15 protein-coding genes and 2 tRNA genes are annotated in these 20,595 nt (G+C 73.7%); 14 read left to right on the top strand and 3 right to left on the bottom strand.

The features are described from left to right. Positions 1-21: 21 nt before the first annotated feature. Complete coding sequence (locus FLP10_RS06455; RefSeq protein WP_149160124.1) at positions 22-879, bottom strand: Imm26 family immunity protein; 858 nt, start codon at positions 877-879, stop codon at positions 22-24. A gap of 9 nt (positions 880-888) precedes the next feature. After that, positions 889-4,137: a Hint domain-containing protein gene (locus FLP10_RS06450; RefSeq protein ID WP_149160123.1), complete on the bottom strand. Its 3,249-nt coding sequence runs from the start codon at positions 4,135-4,137 to the stop codon at positions 889-891. Between the two features lie 436 nt (positions 4,138-4,573). Here FLP10_RS06450 and FLP10_RS06445 point away from each other — a divergent pair, with 436 nt between their 5' ends. Genes FLP10_RS06445 through FLP10_RS17550 form a run of 12 tightly spaced genes read left to right on the top strand, consistent with a single transcriptional unit; the run spans position 4,574 to position 17,689 of the window. Continuing rightward, positions 4,574-6,154 (top strand): phage tail sheath family protein, encoded by a 1,581-nt coding sequence (locus FLP10_RS06445; RefSeq protein ID WP_149160122.1) that lies wholly within the window; start codon positions 4,574-4,576, stop codon positions 6,152-6,154. A gap of 48 nt (positions 6,155-6,202) precedes the next feature. After that, positions 6,203-6,649, top strand: coding sequence for a phage tail protein (locus FLP10_RS06440; RefSeq protein ID WP_149160121.1), 447 nt, complete (start codon positions 6,203-6,205; stop codon positions 6,647-6,649). A 1-nt stretch (position 6,650) separates the two neighbouring features. Further along, entirely contained in the window at positions 6,651-7,127 is a 477-nt protein-coding gene (locus tag FLP10_RS06435) for a hypothetical protein (protein ID WP_149160120.1), read from the top strand. Continuing rightward, positions 7,124-7,282, top strand: coding sequence for a DUF6760 family protein (locus tag FLP10_RS06430; RefSeq protein WP_149160119.1), 159 nt, complete (start codon positions 7,124-7,126; stop codon positions 7,280-7,282). Before FLP10_RS06435 ends, FLP10_RS06430 begins: the two co-directional genes overlap by 4 nt. Beyond that, the gene (locus FLP10_RS06425) at positions 7,282-9,789 is read left to right on the top strand and encodes a hypothetical protein (RefSeq protein WP_149160118.1); all 2,508 of its coding nucleotides are present in this window, start codon (positions 7,282-7,284) and stop codon (positions 9,787-9,789) included. The genes FLP10_RS06430 and FLP10_RS06425 overlap by 1 nt, the downstream gene beginning before the upstream one ends. 13 nt (positions 9,790-9,802) lie before the next feature. After that, positions 9,803-10,231: a phage tail protein gene (locus FLP10_RS06420; protein ID WP_210418488.1), complete on the top strand. Its 429-nt coding sequence runs from the start codon at positions 9,803-9,805 to the stop codon at positions 10,229-10,231. A 16-nt stretch (positions 10,232-10,247) separates the two neighbouring features. After that, positions 10,248-11,012, top strand: a complete 765-nt coding sequence (locus FLP10_RS06415; RefSeq protein ID WP_149160117.1) for a CIS tube protein — start codon at positions 10,248-10,250, stop codon at positions 11,010-11,012. Then, complete coding sequence (locus FLP10_RS06410) at positions 10,999-12,819, top strand: VgrG-related protein (RefSeq protein WP_168209118.1); 1,821 nt, start codon at positions 10,999-11,001, stop codon at positions 12,817-12,819. Before FLP10_RS06415 ends, FLP10_RS06410 begins: the two co-directional genes overlap by 14 nt. Positions 12,820-12,857: 38 nt before the next feature. Next, the gene (locus tag FLP10_RS06405) at positions 12,858-13,388 is read left to right on the top strand and encodes a GPW/gp25 family protein (protein ID WP_149160115.1); all 531 of its coding nucleotides are present in this window, start codon (positions 12,858-12,860) and stop codon (positions 13,386-13,388) included. Then, positions 13,385-15,334, top strand: a complete 1,950-nt coding sequence (locus tag FLP10_RS06400) for a putative baseplate assembly protein (protein WP_149160114.1) — start codon at positions 13,385-13,387, stop codon at positions 15,332-15,334. The genes FLP10_RS06405 and FLP10_RS06400 overlap by 4 nt, the downstream gene beginning before the upstream one ends. Position 15,335: 1 nt before the next feature. Continuing rightward, positions 15,336-15,935, top strand: coding sequence for a phage tail protein (locus FLP10_RS06395; protein WP_149160113.1), 600 nt, complete (start codon positions 15,336-15,338; stop codon positions 15,933-15,935). Beyond that, a complete protein-coding gene (locus FLP10_RS17550) occupies positions 15,932-17,689 on the top strand; it encodes a zinc ribbon domain-containing protein (protein ID WP_210418487.1) in 1,758 nt (585 codons plus the stop codon). The genes FLP10_RS06395 and FLP10_RS17550 overlap by 4 nt, the downstream gene beginning before the upstream one ends. A 145-nt stretch (positions 17,690-17,834) precedes the next feature. Here the strand turns inward: FLP10_RS17550 and FLP10_RS06385 are convergent, their stop codons facing one another. Beyond that, positions 17,835-20,153, bottom strand: a complete 2,319-nt coding sequence (locus tag FLP10_RS06385; protein ID WP_149160112.1) for an AfsR/SARP family transcriptional regulator — start codon at positions 20,151-20,153, stop codon at positions 17,835-17,837. Between the two features lie 230 nt (positions 20,154-20,383). Between FLP10_RS06385 and FLP10_RS06380 the strand changes: the two genes are divergently transcribed. Both FLP10_RS06380 and FLP10_RS06375 read left to right on the top strand, forming a co-directional pair. Then, a tRNA-Thr gene (locus FLP10_RS06380) sits at positions 20,384-20,455 on the top strand. A gap of 31 nt (positions 20,456-20,486) precedes the next feature. Continuing rightward, positions 20,487-20,560: transfer RNA gene (locus tag FLP10_RS06375), tRNA-Met, on the top strand. The last annotated feature ends 35 nt before the right edge of the window (positions 20,561-20,595 follow it).

Raw genomic sequence — 20,595 nt, 5'->3', positions numbered from 1 at the left:
ACGTGGTCGGCTCCGACTGGTTCAGCTGTCGGACAGGAACGCTTCGAGCTGCGAGCCCGAGAACGCCTGGCGGAACGTCGGCCGTTCGACCCCCGCGGCCTCGGCCTGTTCGGCGGTGAGGGGGTCGACCGTCCCGTCGAGCGTCTCCGCGGCGCCGTGCGGCCCTGCGGCCGCGCCAGGCGCGTGCAGCATCGGCGGGTCGGCGGGGAATCGGTCGGCGAGCGTCGCGTCGCGGCCGAGCGGCGACCAATCGCCGTCGTCCCAGGCGCCCTCCCGCAGGTACACCGGGTAGGGGAGCGGCGCCGCGTCGGGGACTTCGGGCGCGTGCCTCCCGGCGAACAGGCCCAGCGCGGTGCCGAACGTGTTCGTGCCGAGCACCACGCCGATCGCGTATCGGCCTCGGTCGACCGGTATCGCGAACACGTCGCCGCGCTGCGGCTCGCGGCGCTCGCGCGTGCTCGCCGTCACGCTCGCCCAGGTCGCCTCGTCGATCCCGTCGATGAGGCCCGGTTCGATCTCCGCCAGCCCGGCGCCGAGCGCGGTGAGCACGTCGTCGAGCGAGACGTCGGCACCGCGCCTCGGGACGAGGGCGTCGAACGCGTCCTCGACGTCGACGACGACCGCGTCGTCGACGTCTCCCAGCCGTCTGGGGCGGTCGACCGCGGCCGACCCGCGGACGGTCTGGCCCGACGAGGGGCGGACCTCGATTCGCAGACCTGCCAGGAAACCGGGTTCGGGCCGGAGCCGCCGCGCGAGTGGCGTGAGGCCCCAGAGGAGCAGCCCGGCCAGGTCGTCGAGGCCGGGCGGGTCGCCGGTCGCGTCCGCCCAGGAGCGCGCGACCGCCGCCAGCGCGTTCGCCGCGTCATCCGCCGAGATCATGGCCGCCTCCTATCCGCAGCCGCGCTTGAACTGCTCGTACTCAAGGTATTCGGGCAGCTTGTCCGCGGCGAGCGGCTCCTGCCGGTTGCCGCGGTAGTTCTCGCCGTCGCGGCCGATGATCGTGTCGTGCTGCTCAGCCAGGCGCTGCTCCATGAGCCGGGACTCGCCGTACTCGCGGGTACCCGGCTCGAACACGAGCTCGTCGGCCGGGGGTCGGAAGCGGTTGCGGTTGCGGCTGTGGCGACCCTCGAGGTCGGCGCGCGTGGTGTTCGGCCCGGCCATGCCCGAGTAGTAGACGACGCCGTTGCGGCGCAGCGTGTAGTTCCGGTAGCCGGGCCGGCTGAGGTAGGCCAGCCGCGACTCGGTGAGGTTGTGCACGAGCACACGCGCGGTGCCGACGAGATAGTTCTCGTCGGCCTCGACCGTGAGGTTGTGGGTCGCCTCCTCGGCATCGAGCTCGACGAACTCGACACGCTCGACGTGCACCTCGCCCGACGCCGTGACGAGCACGGCGCCGGGTTCGAGCTGCGCTGCATCCACCCAGGCATCCACCCAGGCGTCCGCCCACCCGTCGCGTGACCGGGTGCGGAACGGGTGACGCGGCGTGGCGTGCAGCATGGTCGTCCCGGCCACGATGCGGACCCAGCGGCGGGTCGTGCGCCGGTGGATCTGGAGGACGCGCCGGGGACCGACGAGCCCCGTCGCGAGCTCCACCGCGAGCACGACGTCGCCGGGCCGGAGCGACTCGATCGTCGCGTCGCCCGACGGCGTGGCGACGACGGTGCCGGCTCGGAAGCAGACACCAGGGTTGACCTCGGGGTCGTTGGGGTCGCGAGCCGGCCGGAACTCGTCCTCGATGTGGACATCCTCGTCGGTCACGCCTTCCGGAATACGCTCGGGCTCGTCCTTCGGGCGCCGTGGCCGCCTGGGGTCCTCTTCGTCAGGGGTGACCGGGCGATCAGGCTCGTCGGGCGTCGGCCGACGGGGTGCGACCGGCTCCTCCGGGCCGGGGCTGCGCGGCACCACCGGATCCTCGGGGCGGATTGGCACCTCGGGCTCGGGGCGGCCCTTGGGCGTGAACCGTCCGGCGATCAACTCGATCAGGGGTGCGAGCAGCATCGCCGTCAGGAGGTTCTCGTCCCACGGGCGACCGGCGGCGACGTTCGCGACCGTGTTCGAGATGATCGCCGCGGCCTCGAGGGTGATGATGCCGCCGGCGATCGCCCATCCACCCGTCAGCCCCGCGCCGGCCACGACCCCCGCACCGAACAGGTAGACGCCCGCGCCCACGCCGCCGGCGAGCCCGCCGATGAGCGAGTTGCGCAGCACATCGTCGAAGAGCGCCGTGCCCGACTTGCCCTCGCGCGCGTTGTGGGTGATCGTGCCGGCCGCGGCTCCGGCGGCCCCCGCCGCGATTCCGGCCGCCATGATGACGAACGGCGTCGCGGTGCCCGCCGTGCCGATGATGATCACGGCCACCAGCAGGCCGACGACGAGGCCCGCGAGGAACTCCCAGGTGAACACCGAGCTCACGAGGTCGTCGACCTGGTTCTCGAGCCAACTCTTGGAGGCTCGCTCCGCGGCCCGTGCCTGTGCGCTCTCGACGCGAGAGTCCAGCGACGACACCGGTTCTCCGGTGCGTGCGGTGACCTCCGAACGGGTCTGGTCGAGTCGGCCCTCGTGCTGCGCGAGCAGGTCCCCGAGCGCCGACTCGCCCTGCGCGAGGGTCGCATCGCCGGCCGAGTTCAGCCTGGCGACGGTGTCGGATGCCGCGCCGCGATGCTGCTGGCCGACCTGGGCGAGCCCGGCGCCGACGGACGCCGCCGTGCCGGCCAGCCCCTGCGCGGTCGTCGCGCCGCCGCGCTCGAGGGCGCTGCCGACCCGATCGGATGCCGCGTCGAGCTCGCCGGCCGCGGCGGCGCCGGCCTCGCCGAGCGCGCCGATGACGTCGGTCGTCATCGTGCCGAGGGAAGCCTCGACCGCGCCGAACCCGTCGGAGACGTGCTGTGCCACCGCGGCTGCGGCGGTGGCCGTGCCCTCGGTGCCCAGCGGCGCGGCGACGAGCTGCGATCCGGCCGAGGCCAGGTCGGCCGCGGCCTCGGCCTGCGCGGACTCCGCGGCCGAACGCACGGACGCCTTCGCGTCCTCGGCTGCGCGCTGCAGCGCGGCCTGCTGCCGGGCTGCCTCCCCGCGGATGCGTGCGACGGCGCCGTCGGCCGTGCGGCCGGCGTTCGCGAGCGCGGCGTCCCGCGCCGACGCCACCGACCCGGAGCCAGACTTCGCCGCCGAGGCGACGGCCGACGCCGCCTGCGTGGCCTGGCCGTCCAGCTGGTTCGACACGGCCGTGCCCTGCTCGGCGAGCGAGGTGCCGAGCTGATCGGCGATCCCTCTGGCGCCGCCGGCGACTTCCTGCGCCTGCGCATGCATCTGCGTCGCGGCGGACTCGGCAGCCTCGCCGACCCGGGCTCCGGTGTCGTCGATGAGCTCGGCCCCGGCATGCTGCTGTGCGCGGCGCACCTCGGGATCGGCGGCCGTGCCCCCGCTGCTCCGGGCGCGCGCTTCGCCGATCCGGCTCGCGGCGTCGGCCCGAGTCGCCTCGGCGCCGGTGTCGGCGGCAGCGACCGACCGCTCTGCGGCTTCGTCGCCGCGAGCCCTGGCGGTGTCGGACCGATCGGTGACCGCGTCGCGCGCGGCCTGCCCCTGTGCGGCGCGGTCGGCGTCGATCGCCGCGGATTGCGCGGCGGCGGCGGCGGCCACCGTTCCCGCCGCAGCATTCGCATCGGCCGTGATGGTCGCCCGGGATGCCGAGGCCTGATCTGTCACCCGGGCCAGCGCCGCCCGTTCGGCGGCCGCGACCACCGCGGACTGGTCGTCGCGTGCGGCGTCGATGTCGGCCAGCCGCGCGCCCACGCTCGTCGCGAGACGCCCGGATGCGCCGGCGTGCTCGGTGCGCAGATGATCGAGGAGTGCGCGCTGTCCGTCGGTCGGCGCGTCGACCGGCAATACGAGCGGCGGCGGGTCGGACGGCGGAGCCGTCGGCGGGGGTGGCGGCGCTGGCGGTGCGGCGGGCTCGGTGGCCGGCGCGACCGACGAGACCTCGGGGGCCGGCAAGGGACCGGCCGCCGCGGACTCCTCGAGTCGCGCCGCGACGGCCGCCGCCGGGACGGATGGCGGCGGACTCGCCGTGCGCAGCCCGGTGTCCGCGCGGGCGTGGGCCATGAGCCGCGCCACCGCCGCGTTGCCGGCGGTCGCCTGCATGCGCAGGAGTCCCGACCGCTGGGGCGCCCCGGCGGCCGGTTCGCGCTCGGGCGCAACCGCCGGAGTCGGCGCCTCCCGCGACGCACGGTTCGGTGCCGGGCCTTCGGCGGCGCCCGGCTGAGGAGCGACTCGGGCCACATTCCACGGTGGGCGCGGTTCGGTCGCTGCGGCAAGCACCCGGCGCCGGGTCTGCCCGAAGGCTCGCGAAGCGTGCCTTCCGGGCCCGCTTGCCCCGAGCGTTCCCGTTCCATGCCGAGTGTTCCCGCAGGAACGGCAACACGCCCGCCGAACGGAAACCCTCGCGGAGCGGGGGCCTGCCCGATCGCGCACCGACGGGTACCCGCACGCACGTCCCCGCGGACCACGCCGCGCCGCGGCATCCGTTCGATGCTTGCCGCAAGCCTGCGTACCGCAGCGATCCGCGAAGGAGCATCCGATGCCCACCTACCTCTCTCCCGGCGTCTACGTGAACGAGATCGAAGCCGCCACCCGGCCGATCGAGGGCGTGGGCACCGCGGTGGCCGCCTTCGTCGGCATGGCGCCGAAGGGCCCCGAGAACACCCCGACCCTGGTCAGCAACTGGACCCAGTTCGTCGACACGTTCGGCGGCCTGTACCCCGGGGCGTATCTCGCGTACTCGGTCTACGGGTACTTCCTCAACGGCGGCGGCAACTGCTACGTCGTGCGCGTTGCGACCGACGGCGCGAGCGGCGGTGGCGGCGGCAAGAGCAGCGGCAAGCGCGCCGAGCCCAAGCAGCTCGCCGCGGGGCCGCAGACCGCCACGATCGGCAACTACGTCTTCACCGCGAAGAACGCCTCGCCCAACGCGAAGCCGATCTCGGTCGAGATCGCCGACCCGGGCGGCGAAGAGGTCGAGGAGGGCGCGTTCAAACTCGTCGTCACGGCCGAGGGCCGCTCGCCCGAGGTGTACGAGCAGGTCTCGCCCAAGCCCGACAGCGCCGCGTACGTGGTGTCGAAGGTGACCGCCGAGTCGAAGCTCGTGACCGTCGAAGAGCTCGACCCCGCATCGGCCGGCGTCACGCCGCGCACCGGCACGTTCGACCTCGCGATCCCCGAGCCCGATGAGCAGCCGATCGTGCTCGACGGCGTCTCCGCCGCGAACTACATCGGCAGCCCCGCCGATCGCACCGGCTTCGGCGGCCTCGAGGAGATCGAGGAGGTCACCATGGTGGCCGTGCCCGACCTGATGGCCGCCTACGAGCAGAAGGCGATCACCCTCGAGACGGTCAAGGCCGTGCAGCTCGCGATCATCGCGCACTGCGAGCTGATGGGCGACCGGATGGCGATCCTCGACCCGCCGCCCGACCTCTCGGCGCAGGAGGTGCGCGAGTGGCGCCGCACGGGAGCCGGATACGACTCGAAGTTCGCGACCCTGTACTACCCGTGGATCAAGGTGCTCGACCCGGTCAGCGGTTCGAACCGGTTCATGCCGCCGTCGGGACACATGGCGGGCGTGTGGGCGCGCAACGACTCCGAGCGCGGCGTGCACAAGGCGCCCGCGAACGAGGTCGTGCGCGGTGCCGTCGAACTCGCGACCCAGCTCACCCGCACCGAGCAGGAGCTGCTCAACCCGATCGGCGTGAACGCGCTGCGGGCGTTCCCGGGCCGGGGCATCCGGGTCTGGGGTGCGCGCACCCTGTCGAGCGACCCGGCCTGGCGGTACGTCAACATCCGGCGCCTGTTCAACTACCTCGAGAAGTCCATCCTCGGGGCGACCCAGTTCGCCGTCTTCGAGCCGAACGATCAGGCGCTCTGGGGCAAGCTGCGCCGGTCGATCTCGGCGTTCCTCGTGAACGAGTGGCGCAAGGGCGCGCTCTTCGGCGCGACCGCCGACCAGGCGTTCTTCGTCAAGTGCGATGAGGAGACCAACCCGGCGGAGGTCATCGACGCCGGCCAGGTCGTCTGCCAGATCGGCGTCGCGCCCGTGAAGCCCGCGGAGTTCGTGATCTTCGAGCTGTCGCAGTTCTCGGGCGGCACCAGCCTCGTCAACGAATGACCACGACCGACCAACGACCATCTCAGCGAAATCGGATAGGAGCACACCATGGCACTCGCAGATGCGATGGACTCGTCACCGGCCTACGCCTTCAAGGTCACCATCGACGGCATCGAGGTGCCGAAGGTGACCGAGGTGTCGGGCCTGAAGAACGAGGTCGACAAGATCGAGCTGAAGCAGCAGCTCGCCGACGGCAAGTACGTCGTGATCCAGCTCATGGGCCGCCCGAAGGCGGGTGAGTTCACGGTGACCCGCGGGCTCACCGATTCGAAGACGATCTCCGACTGGCTGGGCGTGGTGATGAAGGGCGACGTCGCCGGCGCGCGCAAGACCGCGGCGGTCGAACTGCTCGACTACGAGGGGTCGCCGCTCAAGAAGTACGAGTTCGCGAACTGCTGGGTGCGCAGCGTCGAGGTCAACTCGCTGAAGGCGGGCGCGACCGAGCAGGCGACCGAGAAGTTCGTGGTCTGCTACGACGAGTCGAAGGTGGTGTGACGTGCAACGCGTCATCGCGACCAGGCCGAATCTCGAGGGGAGGCCGAGTCTCGAGGGGTCGGATGCCGCGGACGCGCCTTCCTCGACCTCCTCGGCCGACGACGGGGTGATGCGCACCGAGTTCGCGTTCGAGCTGCCGCGCGGGTACGTCGGCGCCGACGGCACCGTGCACCGGCGGGGCGTCATGCGCCTCGCGACGGCGCGCGACGAGCTGTTGCCGCTGTACGACGCGCGAGTGCAAGAGAATCCGGCGTACACGACGGTCGTGCTGCTGGGTCGGGTGATCACCTCGCTCGGCTCGCTCGGCTCGGTCGACGCGTCGGTGATCGAGAACATGTTCGCCAGCGACGTGGCGTTCCTGCAGGACTTCTACCGGCGGGTGAACGCCGAAGGGCACACCCGCATCGCGGTGACGTGCCCCGAGTGCTCGCACCGGTTCACCGCCGACCTCGCGGGTGGGCGCCTGGGGGAATCATGACGTACCCGGCCGACCGCATCCATGAGGAGGTCGCGTACGTCGCCTACCACTTCCACTGGTCGCTCGGCGACATCCTCGACATGGAGCACGCGCAGCGTCTGCGGTACGTGCACGAGATCGCCGCGATCAACACCAGGCTCTCCGAGGAGCGCTGATGCGCTGGCCCTGGGAGCGTCGGGCGTCGACGGCCGATTCGCCGTCGACGCCCGCTTCGGCTGCGCCGGGCGACGGGGCGACCGGGTCTGCCGGGGCGGGCGGGTCTGACGGCCCCGCCGGGGCTGCTGCGCCGCCCGCGTACTCACCGGCGGGCTGGGCGTTCCTGCCGCCGCTGCAGCGTCAGGTATCGGATGCTCCGCCGGCGACGCTGCGCACCGGATGGGTCGACCGGCTGCCCACCCGGTCGCTGTCGGGTTCGGTCGGCGAGCTCACCCACCTGGTGGATGCCTCGGCGCCCGCCGGAACCGTCGCCGAGACACCGGCCGGGCTCGGCGCGCCCGTGCCGCGCGCGACCGCCGCCGACCTGACGCTGCGCGCGCCGTATCAGCGTGCGGCGACGTCGGTGCCCGTGCAGCGGCGGGTCGTGGATGCCTCGGCGCCGGCGCCGGCTCCGGTACTCGCGGTTGCTCCGACGATCGCGGATGAGGAGCCCGCGGCGGCGGATGCTCCGACGCTCGGAGATGTCGCCGGGGCCGACGAGGGTCGGGCTGCGGCGGATGCCGCGGGTCCGGTTGCTGCGGCGGGTGCTCCGGTCGCGCCGGTGCAGCGCGAGGCCGTCGAGGCGCCGACCGCGCGTGACGCGCAGGCGGCGTCGGTGCCGCCCGTCGAGATGCCGGTGGTCGCAGGCGCACGCGCGGGGTCGGTCGCCGCGACGGACCCCGAGCCGGCCGTCGAGGGCGCCGCCTCGACCGGGGCGCTGGAGCCGGATGCGTCGTCGACGGAGGCGTCGGGGCCCGACACGCCGTCGGTCGACGTCCCGACGCTCGGCGCCTCCGTGCCTGCCGCGGCCTCCGGCGCGCTCGCCGCCGCGACGCCGGTGCAGCGATCGGCGGCGCCGGTCGAGCCACGCCGGTTCGGACTCGGAGCACCGCTCCCGCCGGGCACGCGCTGGCCGCAGCCCGACGGGCCGGTGCAGCGGACCCCCGTCGCGGCGACACCGGCGAATGAATCGGCGGCTCGCGCCGACCGCGGCACGCCGACAGCTCCCCGCTCGGAACCGGCCGCCTCCGCGTCGCCGACGACACCCGCGGTGTCCGCCGACCACGATGTCGCCGCGGACCCGCGGGCCGCGTCGGAATTCGGCGTGGACACGCCGGCGCACGGGGCGTTGCCGCTCGTGCAGCGATCCGTCGAGTCCGTCGTCGCGCAGGACGCGGTCGAGAAGGCCGGCACCGAGCCAGAGGTCGTCGAAACCGACGTCGCAGAGGTCGCACCGCCCGCGACCGCCTCGGCACCGCTCCTCTCGCAGCGACGGATCGAGCCGGCGCTCGTCGCCGGCCCCCGCCCTGCCGCCGTGCAACGAGTGGTTCCCGCGGTCGTGCTCGCCCCCGGCGCGAGCGCACCCCTTTCGTCGGGGTCGCTCGTTGCCGCTCGCCCCGGCGGTGAGCGGCAACACGCGTCCCCGACGGGTTCTCGAGACGCCTCGGCCGGACCCGGCGCCGCTGCGGTCCCGATCCAGCGGACGCCCCTCGGCGCCACGCCGACCGGCCACGCACCCCTTTCGTCGGGGTCGCTCGTTGCCGCTCGCCCCGGCGGTGAGCGGCAACACGCGTCCCCGGCCGAGGGCGGGCGCGGTGAGTCCGGCGCGGGGCGCGGGTCGGAGCGGCTCGGCGGGTTCTCCGCATGGGTGCAGCGGGTGTTCCGACCGGATGTCTCGGAGCGCGCCGCGGATCCGGCCGAGGTCGGATCCGCGGCTCAGGCCGAACCCGATTCGCCCGCCGAAGCCGACCCGGTGGCCGCCGCGGCGGGTGACGGGGCGAACGGCGTCACGGCCTCACCGGAGCTCGCCGCATCGGTGCCGCTCCCGACACCGTCGTATTCGACGGCACCGGGCGCGACACCCTCCGTCCAGCGGGTGTCGGCAGCGTCTGCCGCGCCCGTCGCCCCGCGTTCCCCCGCGACCGGCGCGCCGGTCGCCGCCACGATCGCACCCGCGCTCCGCACCGACGTGCTCGCAATGCCGCCGCGATCGAGCACGACGTCGTCCGCCGGCATCGCGCAGGGCCCGTCCATCGCCACCGTCTCGCCCGCGGCCGTGCAACGCCTCGTGATCGCAGCGCCGCAGCGGCCACCGTCGCCCGCCCTGCCGGTCGCCGCGTCGCCGGCGACCGCGGCGGGGGCCGCCGCCACGGCGGCGTACGAGGCATCCCGTGCCGGCGCCGCCGCACCTGCCGCCGTGCTCGACGGACCCGAGGCATCCGCTTCGCAGCCCGTCGTGCAGCGAGCGGAGGCGACCGCGCCGATCACCGAGGCATCCGACGACAGCGACCTGGGGGCCGCGTCCGCTGCGACCGGCGCGACCGCCGCGCCGGCCGCGCCCGCGGCCGATGACCCGGCCGCCATCGAGACCCTCGCCGGGCGGCTGTACGGCCCGCTCGTGCGACGCCTGAAGGCCGAGCTGCTGCTCGATCGGGAACGACGCGGCATCCGCATCGACGGAATCTAGGAGGGGAGGCGCGATGATCGAGGACACCAAGATCGCCGTCGGCGTCAGCTACGTCGTGAAGATCGACGGCGAGCAGCTCGGCGAGTTCTCGAGCTGCGACGGGCTCGGCGTCGAGGTCGTCATGGAATCGCGCGAAGAGGGCGGCAACAACAGCTTCGTATGGCAGCTGCCGACCCGGCTGAAGTTCCCGAACGTGAAGCTGTCGCGCCCCGTCGGGTCGGGCACCTCGCAGCCCATCCTCGCCTGGATCTCGAAGGCCCCGAACATCACGCCCAGCACGGCCGTCATCGAGGCGCAGAACGCGATCGGCGAGAAGATCGCCGGCTGGCAGCTCTCGCAGGTGGTGCCCGTGCGGTGGAGCGGCCCGTCGCTCACGCCCGACCAGCCGAAGGTGCTCACCGAGACCCTCGAACTCGCCCACCACGGCATCAGCGGAGAGTAGGGGAGGAGGGATCGCCATGCCCGTCACCAAGACCGACACCTCGAGCGCGAGCCTCACGCACGCGTCGATCGAACTGCTCGAACCCGGCAAGACCCCGGGCGTGCCCGGGCCGAAGATCGGCTCCATCGAGTTCCAGATGAACCCGAAGGAGATCACGATGTCGAAGTCGGCGGGGTGGAAGGTCGAGAAGCAGAAGAAGGCGTCCTCGGCGCCGCCCGCGACCTACCAGGGGCCGGACCCGCAGAAGCTGTCGGTCGAGCTGTTCCTCGACGACACCCGCGGCGGCGGGGGCGACACCGTCGTCGCCCGGGTCGAGAAGCTGTTCCAGGCGTGCGCGCCCACGAAGGACTCGCAGCGCGGCGACACCCCGTCGCCGCCGTGGGTGCGGTTCACCTGGGGCGTGCTGGCCGGATTCGTCGGCTACATCAAGTCGGTGTCGGCGAAGTACACGCTGTTCTCGCCGACCGGCACCCCGCTGCGCGCCGTCTGCACGGTCGCGCTCGAGGAGATCGCCGACGCCCCCGCCAAGCAGAACCCGACCTCGGGCGGGTTGAAGCCCCGGCGCGTGCATGTCGTGCACGAGGGCGACACGCTCGCCGGCATCGCGTATCGCGAGTACGGCAACGCCGCGCTGTGGCGGCAGGTCGCCGAGGTGAACGGCATCGACGACCCGATCCGGCTCCTGCCCGGCCGCAGCGTGTTCCTGCCGTCGGGGGACGAGCTTGCCGGCCCGAGCGGGCGCGAGGCTGCGCGAGCGGAGGTGGCCCGTGTCGTCGGTTGACACCTACACCAGCCTGCTGCTCGTCTCGATCGACGGGCGGCCGCTGGCGTCGACGGTCGCGACCCGCCTGATCATGAGCCGCATCACCGACGCCGCGAACCTGCCCGACTCGTTCGAGCTCGAGTTCACCGACCCGGCGGGCACCGTGCTCGACGACGCCGGCGTGAAGATCGGGTCATCCGTCGTGCTCACCGTGTCCGAGAACGGGCCGCAACCGCCGGCGAAGCTGCTCGACGGCGAAGTGACCGCGCTCGACCGCGAAGACCTCGCCGGTGTGCTGCGCACCCGCGTGCGCGGACTCGACCGGTCGCACCGGCTGTTCCGGGGGCGCCGCGTCGCGGCCTACGTCGACAAGACGGCGGCCGACATCGTGCGCGAGGTCGCCCAGCGCGCGGGCGTGAAGGTCGCGCGCATCGAGGCCCCCGCGACGGTGCTCGCGCACGTCACGCAGGACAACCTGAGCGACTGGGTGTTCCTGCGTCGCATCGCGGATGCCACGGGCTGCACGTTCTCGGTCGGCGAGCAGGGGCTCGTGTTCGCGCCGCCCACCCCGGCCGGCGACGCACCCGAGGGGGCCGAGTCGGCGCGCGACGACCCCGTCGTCATCGAGCACGGCATGAACACGCTGGCACTTCGCGCCACCGTGACCTCGGCGAGCCAGGTGCCCCAGGTCGAGGTGCGCGGCTGGGACCCGGTGCAGAAGCAGGCGGTGGTCTCGACGGCGCCCGCGAAGACCACGGTCGTCGAGCTGCCCACCGTCACACCCGAGAAGGTCGCCGGCACCTTCAACGGGCCGACCTACGTCGCCCCCGACGGCGACGGGCAGACACCCACCCAGGACCGCCTCGCGAAGGCCGTCGCCGACCGCATCGCGGGCGGGTTCGCCGAGATCGAGGCGACGGTGCGCGGCAGCGCGAAGCTGCGCAGCGGCACCGCGGTCGCACTGAAGGGATTCGGTGCGCCGTTCGACGGGCGGTACACGACCACCGAGGCGGTGCACGAGTTCTCGCCCGAAGTCGGATACACGACCACACTCATCGTGAGCAACGCCAGCGACCGCTCGCTCTTCGGCGTCGCGAACGGCGGCTGGGCCGCCGGCGAGAGCGCCCGCATGCCGGGTGTCGTCTCGGCGCTCGTGAGCGACATCGACGATCCCGACGCGCAGGGGCGGGTCAAGCTGACTTTTCCGTACCTGTCGGCCGACTACGTGAGCGGGTGGGCGCGCACCGTGCAGGCCGGCGCCGCACGCGACCGCGGCGCGATCGTGCTGCCCGAGGTCGGCGACGAGGTGCTCGTCGCGTTCGAGGGCGGCCGCTTCGACCGGCCGTACGTGATCGGCGGTCTGTTCAACGGCAAGGACACTCCGATCGACGGCTGGGGCGCGGTGCAGAAGAACGGCGAGGTCATTCGGCGCTCGTTCACCTCGCGCACCGGCATGGAGGTCGTGTTCACCGAGGAGTCGGGCACCGAGAAGCTCGAGATCTCGACGAACGAACGCGCCCAGCGGGTGACCCTCACGCAGACTTCGCAGAAGGGCATCGAGATCATCTCCGAGGGGCCGGTGATGGTCACGGCCAAGCAGGATGCCACGGTGAAAGCCGACCAGGGGGCGCTGAAGCTGTCGGCCTCGTCGATCGAGGTGAAGGCGACCGGCGGCGTGACCATCGAAGGCGCGACGCTCTCGATGAAGAGCCAGGGCACCGCCGAACTGCAGGGCACCAGCGTCGCCGTGAAGGGGCAGGCGTCGGCTGAGCTCTCGGCGTCGGGCCCGACGACGGTGCGCGGCGCGGTCGTCAACATCAACTGAGGCGGCGCTGCCGGGTTCGGGACGGGAAGGAGCGACGGATGGCACGGGAGTTCGTGGGACAGGGCTGGGCGTTCCCGGTGCACGCCGACGCGACCGGGCGCATCGCCCTCGCCTCCGACGAGCGCGAGATCGAGGAGAGCATCCGGCTCATTCTCGCCACCGCGCCGGGGGAACGGCCGATGCGGCCCGAGTTCGGCTGCGCGGTGCACGACTTCGTGTTCGCCCCGGCCGACGCGTCGACCGCCGGCGCGATCGGCGCCGCGGTGCGGGCCGCGCTGCGGTTCTGGGAGCCGCGCATCGACGTCGACCGGGTTGCCGTCTCGCTCGAGGCCGCCGACGACGGGGTGCTGCTCATCGACGTGGGGTACACCATCCTCGGCACGAACGACCCCCGCAACCTCGTCTTCCCGTTCTACGTGATCCCGCGGGAAGCGGAGGCCGCGACATCCGGCTCGTCATCGTCCTCGTCGCCCTCGGCCGGTGCGTCGTCCGCATCGTCCGCGTCGTCTGCACCATCCGCATCGTCTGCGTCGTCGGAATTCGGCCGATCGCCTGGAGGCTTCTCATGACCCTGCCCGCACCCAACCTCGACGACCGCCGCTTCCAAGACCTCGTCGACGACGCGAAGCGCATGATCGCCCTGCGCTGCCCCGAGTGGAGCGACCACAACGTGTCCGACCCGGGCGTGACCCTCATCGAAGCGTTCGCGTTCATGACCGACGAACTGCTGTACCGGCTCAACCGGGTGCCCGACCGGCTCTACCTCGCATTCCTCGACCTGCTCGGGGTGTCGCTGTTCCCGCCGACGGATGCCTCGGTCGACCTCGTGTTCTGGCTGGCCGCGCCGCGCGATGAGCCGGTCACAGTGCCGGCCCGGGCCGAGGTCGGCACGCCCCGCACCGAGCGCGTCGAGCCGATCGTGTTCACCACGGTCGAGGACCTCGAGATCCCGCCGCGCTCGCTCGAGCTGATCGGCACCCACCCCGACGGCGGCGAGCCGTGGGTGCGCGACACGCGCCTCGGCGGCGAGACGATCGACGCCTTCCAGAAGACGCCGATGATCGGCGACGCGCTGCTGTTCGGCCTCGACCAGCCCGCGCCCGGGCTCGCGATCTCGCTGCGACTCGACTGCGCCGTGCGCGGCGTCGGCGTCGACCCGCTCGACCCGCCGATCGAGTGGGAGGCCTGGACCGGCGACGGCTGGAGCGCGTGCGACGTCGTGAGCGATGAGACCGGGGGGCTCAACAAGGCGGGCGACGTGGTGGTCATCGTGCCGCGCGGGCACGTGGCATCCAGCCTGGCCGGCGAGCGCGCCGGATGGCTGCGCACTCGGCTCGTCGAGCGCGAGGCCGACGTGCCGACCTACAGCGCGTCGCCGCTCGTGCGCTCGGCCGAGGGGGCGACGGTCGGCGGGGTGACGACGGCGATCCACGCGTCGACCGTCGACGACGAGATCCTCGGGCTCTCGGAAGGGGTGCCCGGGCAGGAGTTCGCGCTCTCCGTACGGCCCATCGTCGACGACGGCTCGCCGTTCACCGTCGAGGTCGGCGCCGGCCCCGGCTGGGAGGAGTGGATCGAGGTCGACGACTTCGCCGACCAGGCGCCCGACGCCCGTGTCGTGCGGCTCGACCGCACCCGGGGCGTGGTGACGTTCCCGCCCGCGGTGCGCGAGGCCGACGGCTCGCTGCGCGGGTTCGGGGCGGTGCCCGCGAAGGGCGCCCCGCTGCGCGTTCGGCAGTACCGGGTCGGCGGCGGATCCCGCGGCAATGTGGCGCCCGGCGCCCTGTCGGTGCTGCGCACCACGGTGCCGTTCGTGCGCGGCGCCGAGAACCGGGTCGCCGCGCACGACGGCGTGGATGGCGAGACGGTCGAGGAGGCGAAGGCCCGCGGCCCCCTGTCGCTGCGCACGCTCGATCGCGCGGTGACGATCGAGGACTACGAGCAGCTCGCCAAGCGCGCCGCTCCGGGCGTCGCGCGGGTGCGCGCGGTCGCCGCGTCGGGTTCCGGTTCCGATCAGGGCGTACGCGTGCTCGTCGTGCCGTCGGCCGCCGTCGGCGACGACGGGCGGGTCGAGTTCTCCGACCTGATCCCGTCGGAGGAGGTGCTGCAGCTCATCTCCGACGACCTCGAGACCCGCCGCACCGTCGGCGCGCGCGTCGCGATCGAGCCGCCGCTGTATCAGGGCATCACGATCGTGGCGAAACTCGTCGCCCGCCCGCGCGTCGCCGTCGAGCCGCTGCGACAGCAGGCGGTGCAGGCGCTGTACCGCTACTTCGACGCTGCGCACGGCGGAGCCGACGGCACCGGGTGGCCGTTCGGTCGGCCGGTTCTCGCCGGCGAGGTGTACTCGGTACTGCAGTCGCTGCCCGGCACCGAACTCGTCGACGAGGTGCTGCTGTTCGCCGCCGACCCGGTCACGGGCAAGCGCGGCGAACCCGTGCAGCGCATCGACCTCGAACCCGACGCCCTGGTGTTCGGGTTCGAGCACCGGGTGCGCGTGACGGCGGGGGTATGACGTGCGCGGCACCGTGCGAGGCCTCGCGAACCCGGCGCCGTACGGGTCGCGGCTGCCGGCCGTGCTGCAGGAGGACGAGTTCTTGCAGCGGTTCCTGCTCGGGTTCGACGACGCGATCGCGCCGGTGTTCACGACGCTCGACAACCTCGAATGGTACGTGCGGCCCGGCACGACCCCGGCCGACTTCCTCGACTGGCTCGGATCGTGGGTCGACGTCGAACTCGACGAGGACTGGTCGGTCGAGCACCGTCGACGCGTCGTCGCCGAGGTCGCGAGCCTGCACCGCATGGCCGGCACCCCGCGCGGCGTGCTCGAGACCATGCAGCTCGTCGCCGGACCCGACGCGACGGTCGAGCTCACCGAATCGGGTGGCACGTCGTGGTCGCCGACCGCGCGCGGAAAGCTGCCCGGCGAGCCCGGCGCGCAGGTGCGCGTGCGCGTACGCATGGGGAAGGGCGGCGCGAAGCCGGTCGAGTCGCCCGGAAGCGCGAAGCGCGACCCCGTCGAGGAGCTGCGCCAGAAGCTCGAGCGTGCCGCGCGCCGCGTGATGCCCGCGCACGTGCACTGCGAGATCGAGGTCACGAAGGCGGGGGCGGCATGAGCGCGGCGAAGCTGATCTGCGACGAGTGCGGCGCCGAGAACGAGCCCGGCGACGACTTCTGCGGCCAGTGCGGCGCGTACCTCGCCTGGGATCGCGGCGCGGCCGGCGTCGACGAGCCGGATGTCGCGGACGAGCCCGAACCGGATGTCGCGGGCCCGGCGTCGATCGTCGAGCCCGTGCCGGAGCCTGAACCCGAACCCGACCCTGTGCTGGAGCCTGAACCCGACCCTGTGCCGGAGCCTGAACCCGAACCTGTGCTGGAGCCCGAGCCCGTGCCCGAGCCGGAGCCTGTGGCGGAGTCCGACCCTGTGCCGGAGCCCGAACCCGAGCCTGTGGCGGAGTCCGACCCTGTGCCGGAGCCCGAACCCGAGCCTGTGGCGGAGTCCGACCCTGTGCCGGAGCCCGAGCCCGAGCCCGAGCCCGTGCTCGTGCCGGAGCCTGTGGCGGAGTCCGACCCTGTGCCGGAGCCGGAGCCGGAGCCCGAGCCCGAGCCCGAGCCCGAGCCCGAGCCTGTGGCGGAGTCCGAACCTGTGCCCGAGCCCGAGCCCGAGCCCGTGCTCGTGCCGGAGCCTGTGGCGGAGTCCGACCCTGTGCCGGAGCCGGAGCCGGAGCCGGAGCCGGAGCCCGAGCCCGAGCCTGAGCCTGAGCCCGTGCCGGTGGCGGCCCCCGAGCTCACCTCTGCGCCGACGGTCTCGCCGGCGCCGATCGAGCACGACGAGCACGACCGGGAAACCGCCCCGGCGTCCGACACTCGGCACCCCCGCCGAGCCGCACGTGCCGCCGCGGCCACCGCAGCCGCAGCCGCCGCTGCGACGACGATCGCCGGCGCCACCGCGTCGGCCGCGACATCCGAAGTCCCGAAGCCGGTCGCGCCGACGGCCATCAAACCGGTCGCGCCGACGGCCATCAAGCCCGTCGCGCCGCAGAAGCCGACGTCCGCGAAGCCGGCCGGGCCCGGGCCGGTTGCGCCCGCGGCGCGCAAGCCGATGGCGACGCCGAGTCGTGCGAAGACGCGCCCCACGACGCACCGGCCGGCCGATGCGCCCAAGCCCGGCGATCTCGTCTGCCCCCGGTGCGGAACCGGCAACGCGCCCACCCGCCACTTCTGCCGCCGCTGCGCGGCGCCGCTCGCGCCCGAGGCCGACCGGTCGCTGCCGGCGTCGAAGCAGGCCGCCGCGGGCACCAGGCCGCGGCAGCGGCGACGCATGCGCGTCGGCTGGATCGTGACGATCCTGATCATCGTCGCGATCGGGCTCTGCGCCTGGTTCGCGCGGGGAACCATCGCGGGGATCGTGCAGACGGTCGCCGACCGCATCGTCGAGTCGACCGCGCGCAACCCGGTCGAGCTCATCGCGTCGAGCGAGGCCGACGGGCGACCGGCGACACAGGCCCACGACGGGTTCAGCGACGTCGCGTGGGCACCGGCACCCACCGGGCCGGCCGTCGGAGAGTTCCTCGACGCCCGGTTCGCCGAGCCGTTCCGGCTGGTCGCGGTGCAGGTGTTCCCGGGCGCATCGGGGGAGCAGGCGGCGTTCCTCGCCGAGGCGCGGCCGGCGACGCTGCGGCTGACGGCGACCGACTCGGCCGGGCAGGTGCACGAGCAGGTGCTCGCGGTCGCCGACGAGCCGGGAGCACAGCGCTTCGAGGTCGGCATCGACGACGTGGTTGCGGTGCGCCTCACGATCGAGGGTGCGCACGGCGCCACGGATGCCACGCACGTGGCTCTCGCCGAGGTCGAGTTCTACGGCCGCTGACCGCCTCGCGGCGCTCGCCCCGCCCCCGATCGAGGCAGATTTGCGGGATGGAACCACCTCCGAACGGCGCTCCATAGCGCAAATGTGGTTCTCTCGCTGCCGGCGGGGCGGCGGGGCGGCGGGGCGGCGGCGCGGGGCGCGCCGCTCACTCGACGCCGAGCTCGGCGCGCATCCGGCGGTAGCCGTCCTCGGCGCGGCGGGCGGCGATGACGTCGCCGGCCCGGTGGTGCATCGCGACGAGCGTGCGCCACGACTCGTCCATCCAGGGGTCGATCTCGACCGCGCGTCGGGCGACCGCCACGGCGGCGCGTCCATTGCCGAGCCGGGCGTGCAGGTGTGCAAGCGACGCCGCTGCCTCGGCCGCCCGCAACCGGTACCGTTCGCGTGCTCCGAGCGCCCACTCGGCGGGTCCGTCCTCGGGAAGCACTTCGCCGCGGTAGAGGTCGAGTGCGCCGACCAGTCCGTCGCGAGCGGCGGCGAGATCCCCTCGGCGCTTCGCGGCGGCCGCTCGGGTGAGGTGGTCGTCGAAGCTCGACAGGTCGCACGCCCCGCGGTCGGCGAGCCCGAGCCGGTACGCCTCGCCCTCGCGCTCGACGACGCCGGCCGGTGCGCCCGGATCGCCCGACAGCAGCCGGCGCAGACTCGACACGCTCACGTGCAGGGCGTGCAGTGCCGAGTCGCGCCCGAGGTCGGCCCAGAGCAGATCGGCGATGAGTTCGCGGTGCAGCGGGGTGCCGGCGTTCAGCGCGAGCATCCGCAGCACCGTGCGCGCCTGTGGACGCACCGTCCGCAGGTCGGCGTCGGCGCCGTCGATGCGCAGCCGGAACCCGCCGAAGCACGCGACGGTCACCCGGCGCAGCGGCAGAGCGGTCGGCGGCTCGGGCGCCGCGTCGCGCTCTCGGGTGTGCAGCGGTGGGGCCGGTGCGACTCGGTCGGGCGACGGCAGGTCGGCCGGGAGCGGCAGGCGCGGCAGGCCCGCCTCGAGTGCGAGGCGACGAGCGGATGCCGCGTGCACGGCGCCGCCCGCCGACCCCGAGAGCGCGACCGCTGCCTCGAGGAATGCCCGTGGCCCGGCGATACCGGCACCGATCGCCGCCGACTCGGCGGCGTGCAGGAGCCGCCCGAGATCGCCGGCGCCGCGTGCCGCGCCGACCATCGCCCCGGCGGCCCGCGCCCACGCGGCGAGCTCCGGTTGCCCGAGCTCGTCGCACCGATCGGCGAACGCGAGCACCTGCCCCACGTCGGCCCGTCGTGCCCGCAGCGCGGCGAGCACGTCGAGCCCTTCGACGACGGCGGCGCCGACGGGATCGCCGTGCTGCGCGAACCGGTCGACCACGTCGCGCGCGGCGGAGCGCCCCTGCCCGAGCGGAAGGCACACGGTCGCGATCGCACCGCGAGCGAGCCGGGCGACGCCACCGAGTCCTTCGGCGAGGGCGTCGCGTTCGAGTGCGCAGCACGCGTCGAGGGTGAACTGACGCGGCACGAGCGGTGCGCGGATGACGAGCAGCGCCAGATGGGCGGTGAGGCGCTCACGGGCGGTCGCGCCGGTGCGCACCGCCCGCCGCAGCGACGGCACGGCGCCGGTGACTTCGCCGCGCCGCAGGCGTCGCAGTGCGGTCGCGAGCAGTCCGCCGTCGGAGGCGCGCGACACGGGGATCGCCCGGGCGTCGGCGCGCGCTGCCTCGGCGGCATCGGCGAACGACGGTGTCGCCCGCACGATCTGCGGCGGCACGGCGGCGATCCACCGGGCGGGGCGGGTGCGCGACTCCGGCAGCGTGGCGAGCAGGTCGGCGAGTTCGTGCCAGCTGCCGCCCGCCGCCAGCGCGTATGCCGCGTCGTCCGCCGCGCCCTCGGCGACGAGTCGGCGGGCGGCCGCGCGGGCGGCGTCCTCACGTTCGGGAACGCTCATCCGGTGCAGCAGGTGGCGCCGCAGCATGGGGGCGATCGTCGTGCGGCCGCCGGTCGTCTGCCGGTGCGGGATCTGGTCGAGTGCCGACCCGAGGGCCGAGGCATCCGACCAGCCCGCGAGCGCGGTGGCGAGCCCGATGTCGACCGCAGGCAGCGCCGCCACACGGCCGAGCGCGCGCACCGCGCCGCCGTCGAGCCGCGCGAGCATCTGCTCGAACCAGGGTGCGGCGACGTCGCCGGTGAGGGCTGCCGGGAGTTCGGCGTCGACCGACTCGTCATCCACCGCGTCGACCGCCGTCGCGATCACCCGAACGAGCTCGGGCCAGCCCGCCGTCTCCTCGGCCACGAGCGACGCCGACTCGAGGTCGATGCGCCGGCCGCGCAGCATCCGGAACTCCGTCGCCACCTCGGTGAGGCGCAGCGGCCGGGCCGCCGGCGGGGCATCCGATTCGACGACGGATGCGGCATCCACCCGCCGCTCGCCGCTTCGGGCCGCACTCGACGCCCCGTCGGACTTCGGTCGTCCGGCATGCTCGAGAACTGATGCGGCGCTCACGCGTCATCCCCCAATGACCGCGCGAATGGACTGGAACTCGGGCCACGTTACGCCGCGCATGCACCCCCCACCTGAGGGGCCCCCCGGATTGGGGGTGTCAGTGCCGGCACTGAGGGACGAGTGGCACGCCTCGCGGTGCAGTTCGAGAACGCCGCCGACGACTCCCGACCTCGATTCGGAGCACGCCCGCTGAGGTGATATTCTCGTGTGGTTGCCGAGTTCGGCAGCGCGCCCCGATAGCTCAGTGGTAGAGCACTTCCATGGTAAGGAAGGGGTCGTCAGTTCAATCCTGACTCGGGGCTCTGGTTCGCCCGGTTCGCCGGGGGATCATGCGGCGGGGTAGCTCAGGTGGTTAGAGCACACGGCTCATAATCGTGGTGTCGCGGGTTCGAGTCCCGCCCTCGCTACCGCAGAATCTCGGTTCGACCACGGTCGCTGCCTT

It is taken from the genome of Agromyces intestinalis, assembly GCF_008365295.1.
Taxonomy (GTDB): Bacteria; Actinomycetota; Actinomycetes; order Actinomycetales; family Microbacteriaceae; genus Agromyces; species Agromyces intestinalis.
Note: the sequence above shows the minus strand (reverse complement) of the source record. Positions and strands in the feature narration are given on the sequence as shown.

Coding starts and splice junctions, on each gene's coding strand:
- FLP10_RS06455 (WP_149160124.1), bottom strand. CDS start 879: ATGATCTCGGCGGATGACGCGGCGAACGCGCTGGCGGCGGTCGCGCGC.
- FLP10_RS06450 (WP_149160123.1), bottom strand. CDS start 4,137: ATGCAGGCGACCGCCGGCAACGCGGCGGTGGCGCGGCTCATGGCCCAC.
- FLP10_RS06445 (WP_149160122.1), top strand. CDS start 4,574: ATGCCCACCTACCTCTCTCCCGGCGTCTACGTGAACGAGATCGAAGCC.
- FLP10_RS06440 (WP_149160121.1), top strand. CDS start 6,203: ATGGCACTCGCAGATGCGATGGACTCGTCACCGGCCTACGCCTTCAAG.
- FLP10_RS06430 (WP_149160119.1), top strand. CDS start 7,124: ATGACGTACCCGGCCGACCGCATCCATGAGGAGGTCGCGTACGTCGCC.
- FLP10_RS06425 (WP_149160118.1), top strand. CDS start 7,282: ATGCGCTGGCCCTGGGAGCGTCGGGCGTCGACGGCCGATTCGCCGTCG.
- FLP10_RS06420 (WP_210418488.1), top strand. CDS start 9,803: ATGATCGAGGACACCAAGATCGCCGTCGGCGTCAGCTACGTCGTGAAG.
- FLP10_RS06415 (WP_149160117.1), top strand. CDS start 10,248: ATGCCCGTCACCAAGACCGACACCTCGAGCGCGAGCCTCACGCACGCG.
- FLP10_RS06405 (WP_149160115.1), top strand. CDS start 12,858: ATGGCACGGGAGTTCGTGGGACAGGGCTGGGCGTTCCCGGTGCACGCC.
- FLP10_RS06400 (WP_149160114.1), top strand. CDS start 13,385: ATGACCCTGCCCGCACCCAACCTCGACGACCGCCGCTTCCAAGACCTC.
- FLP10_RS17550 (WP_210418487.1), top strand. CDS start 15,932: ATGAGCGCGGCGAAGCTGATCTGCGACGAGTGCGGCGCCGAGAACGAG.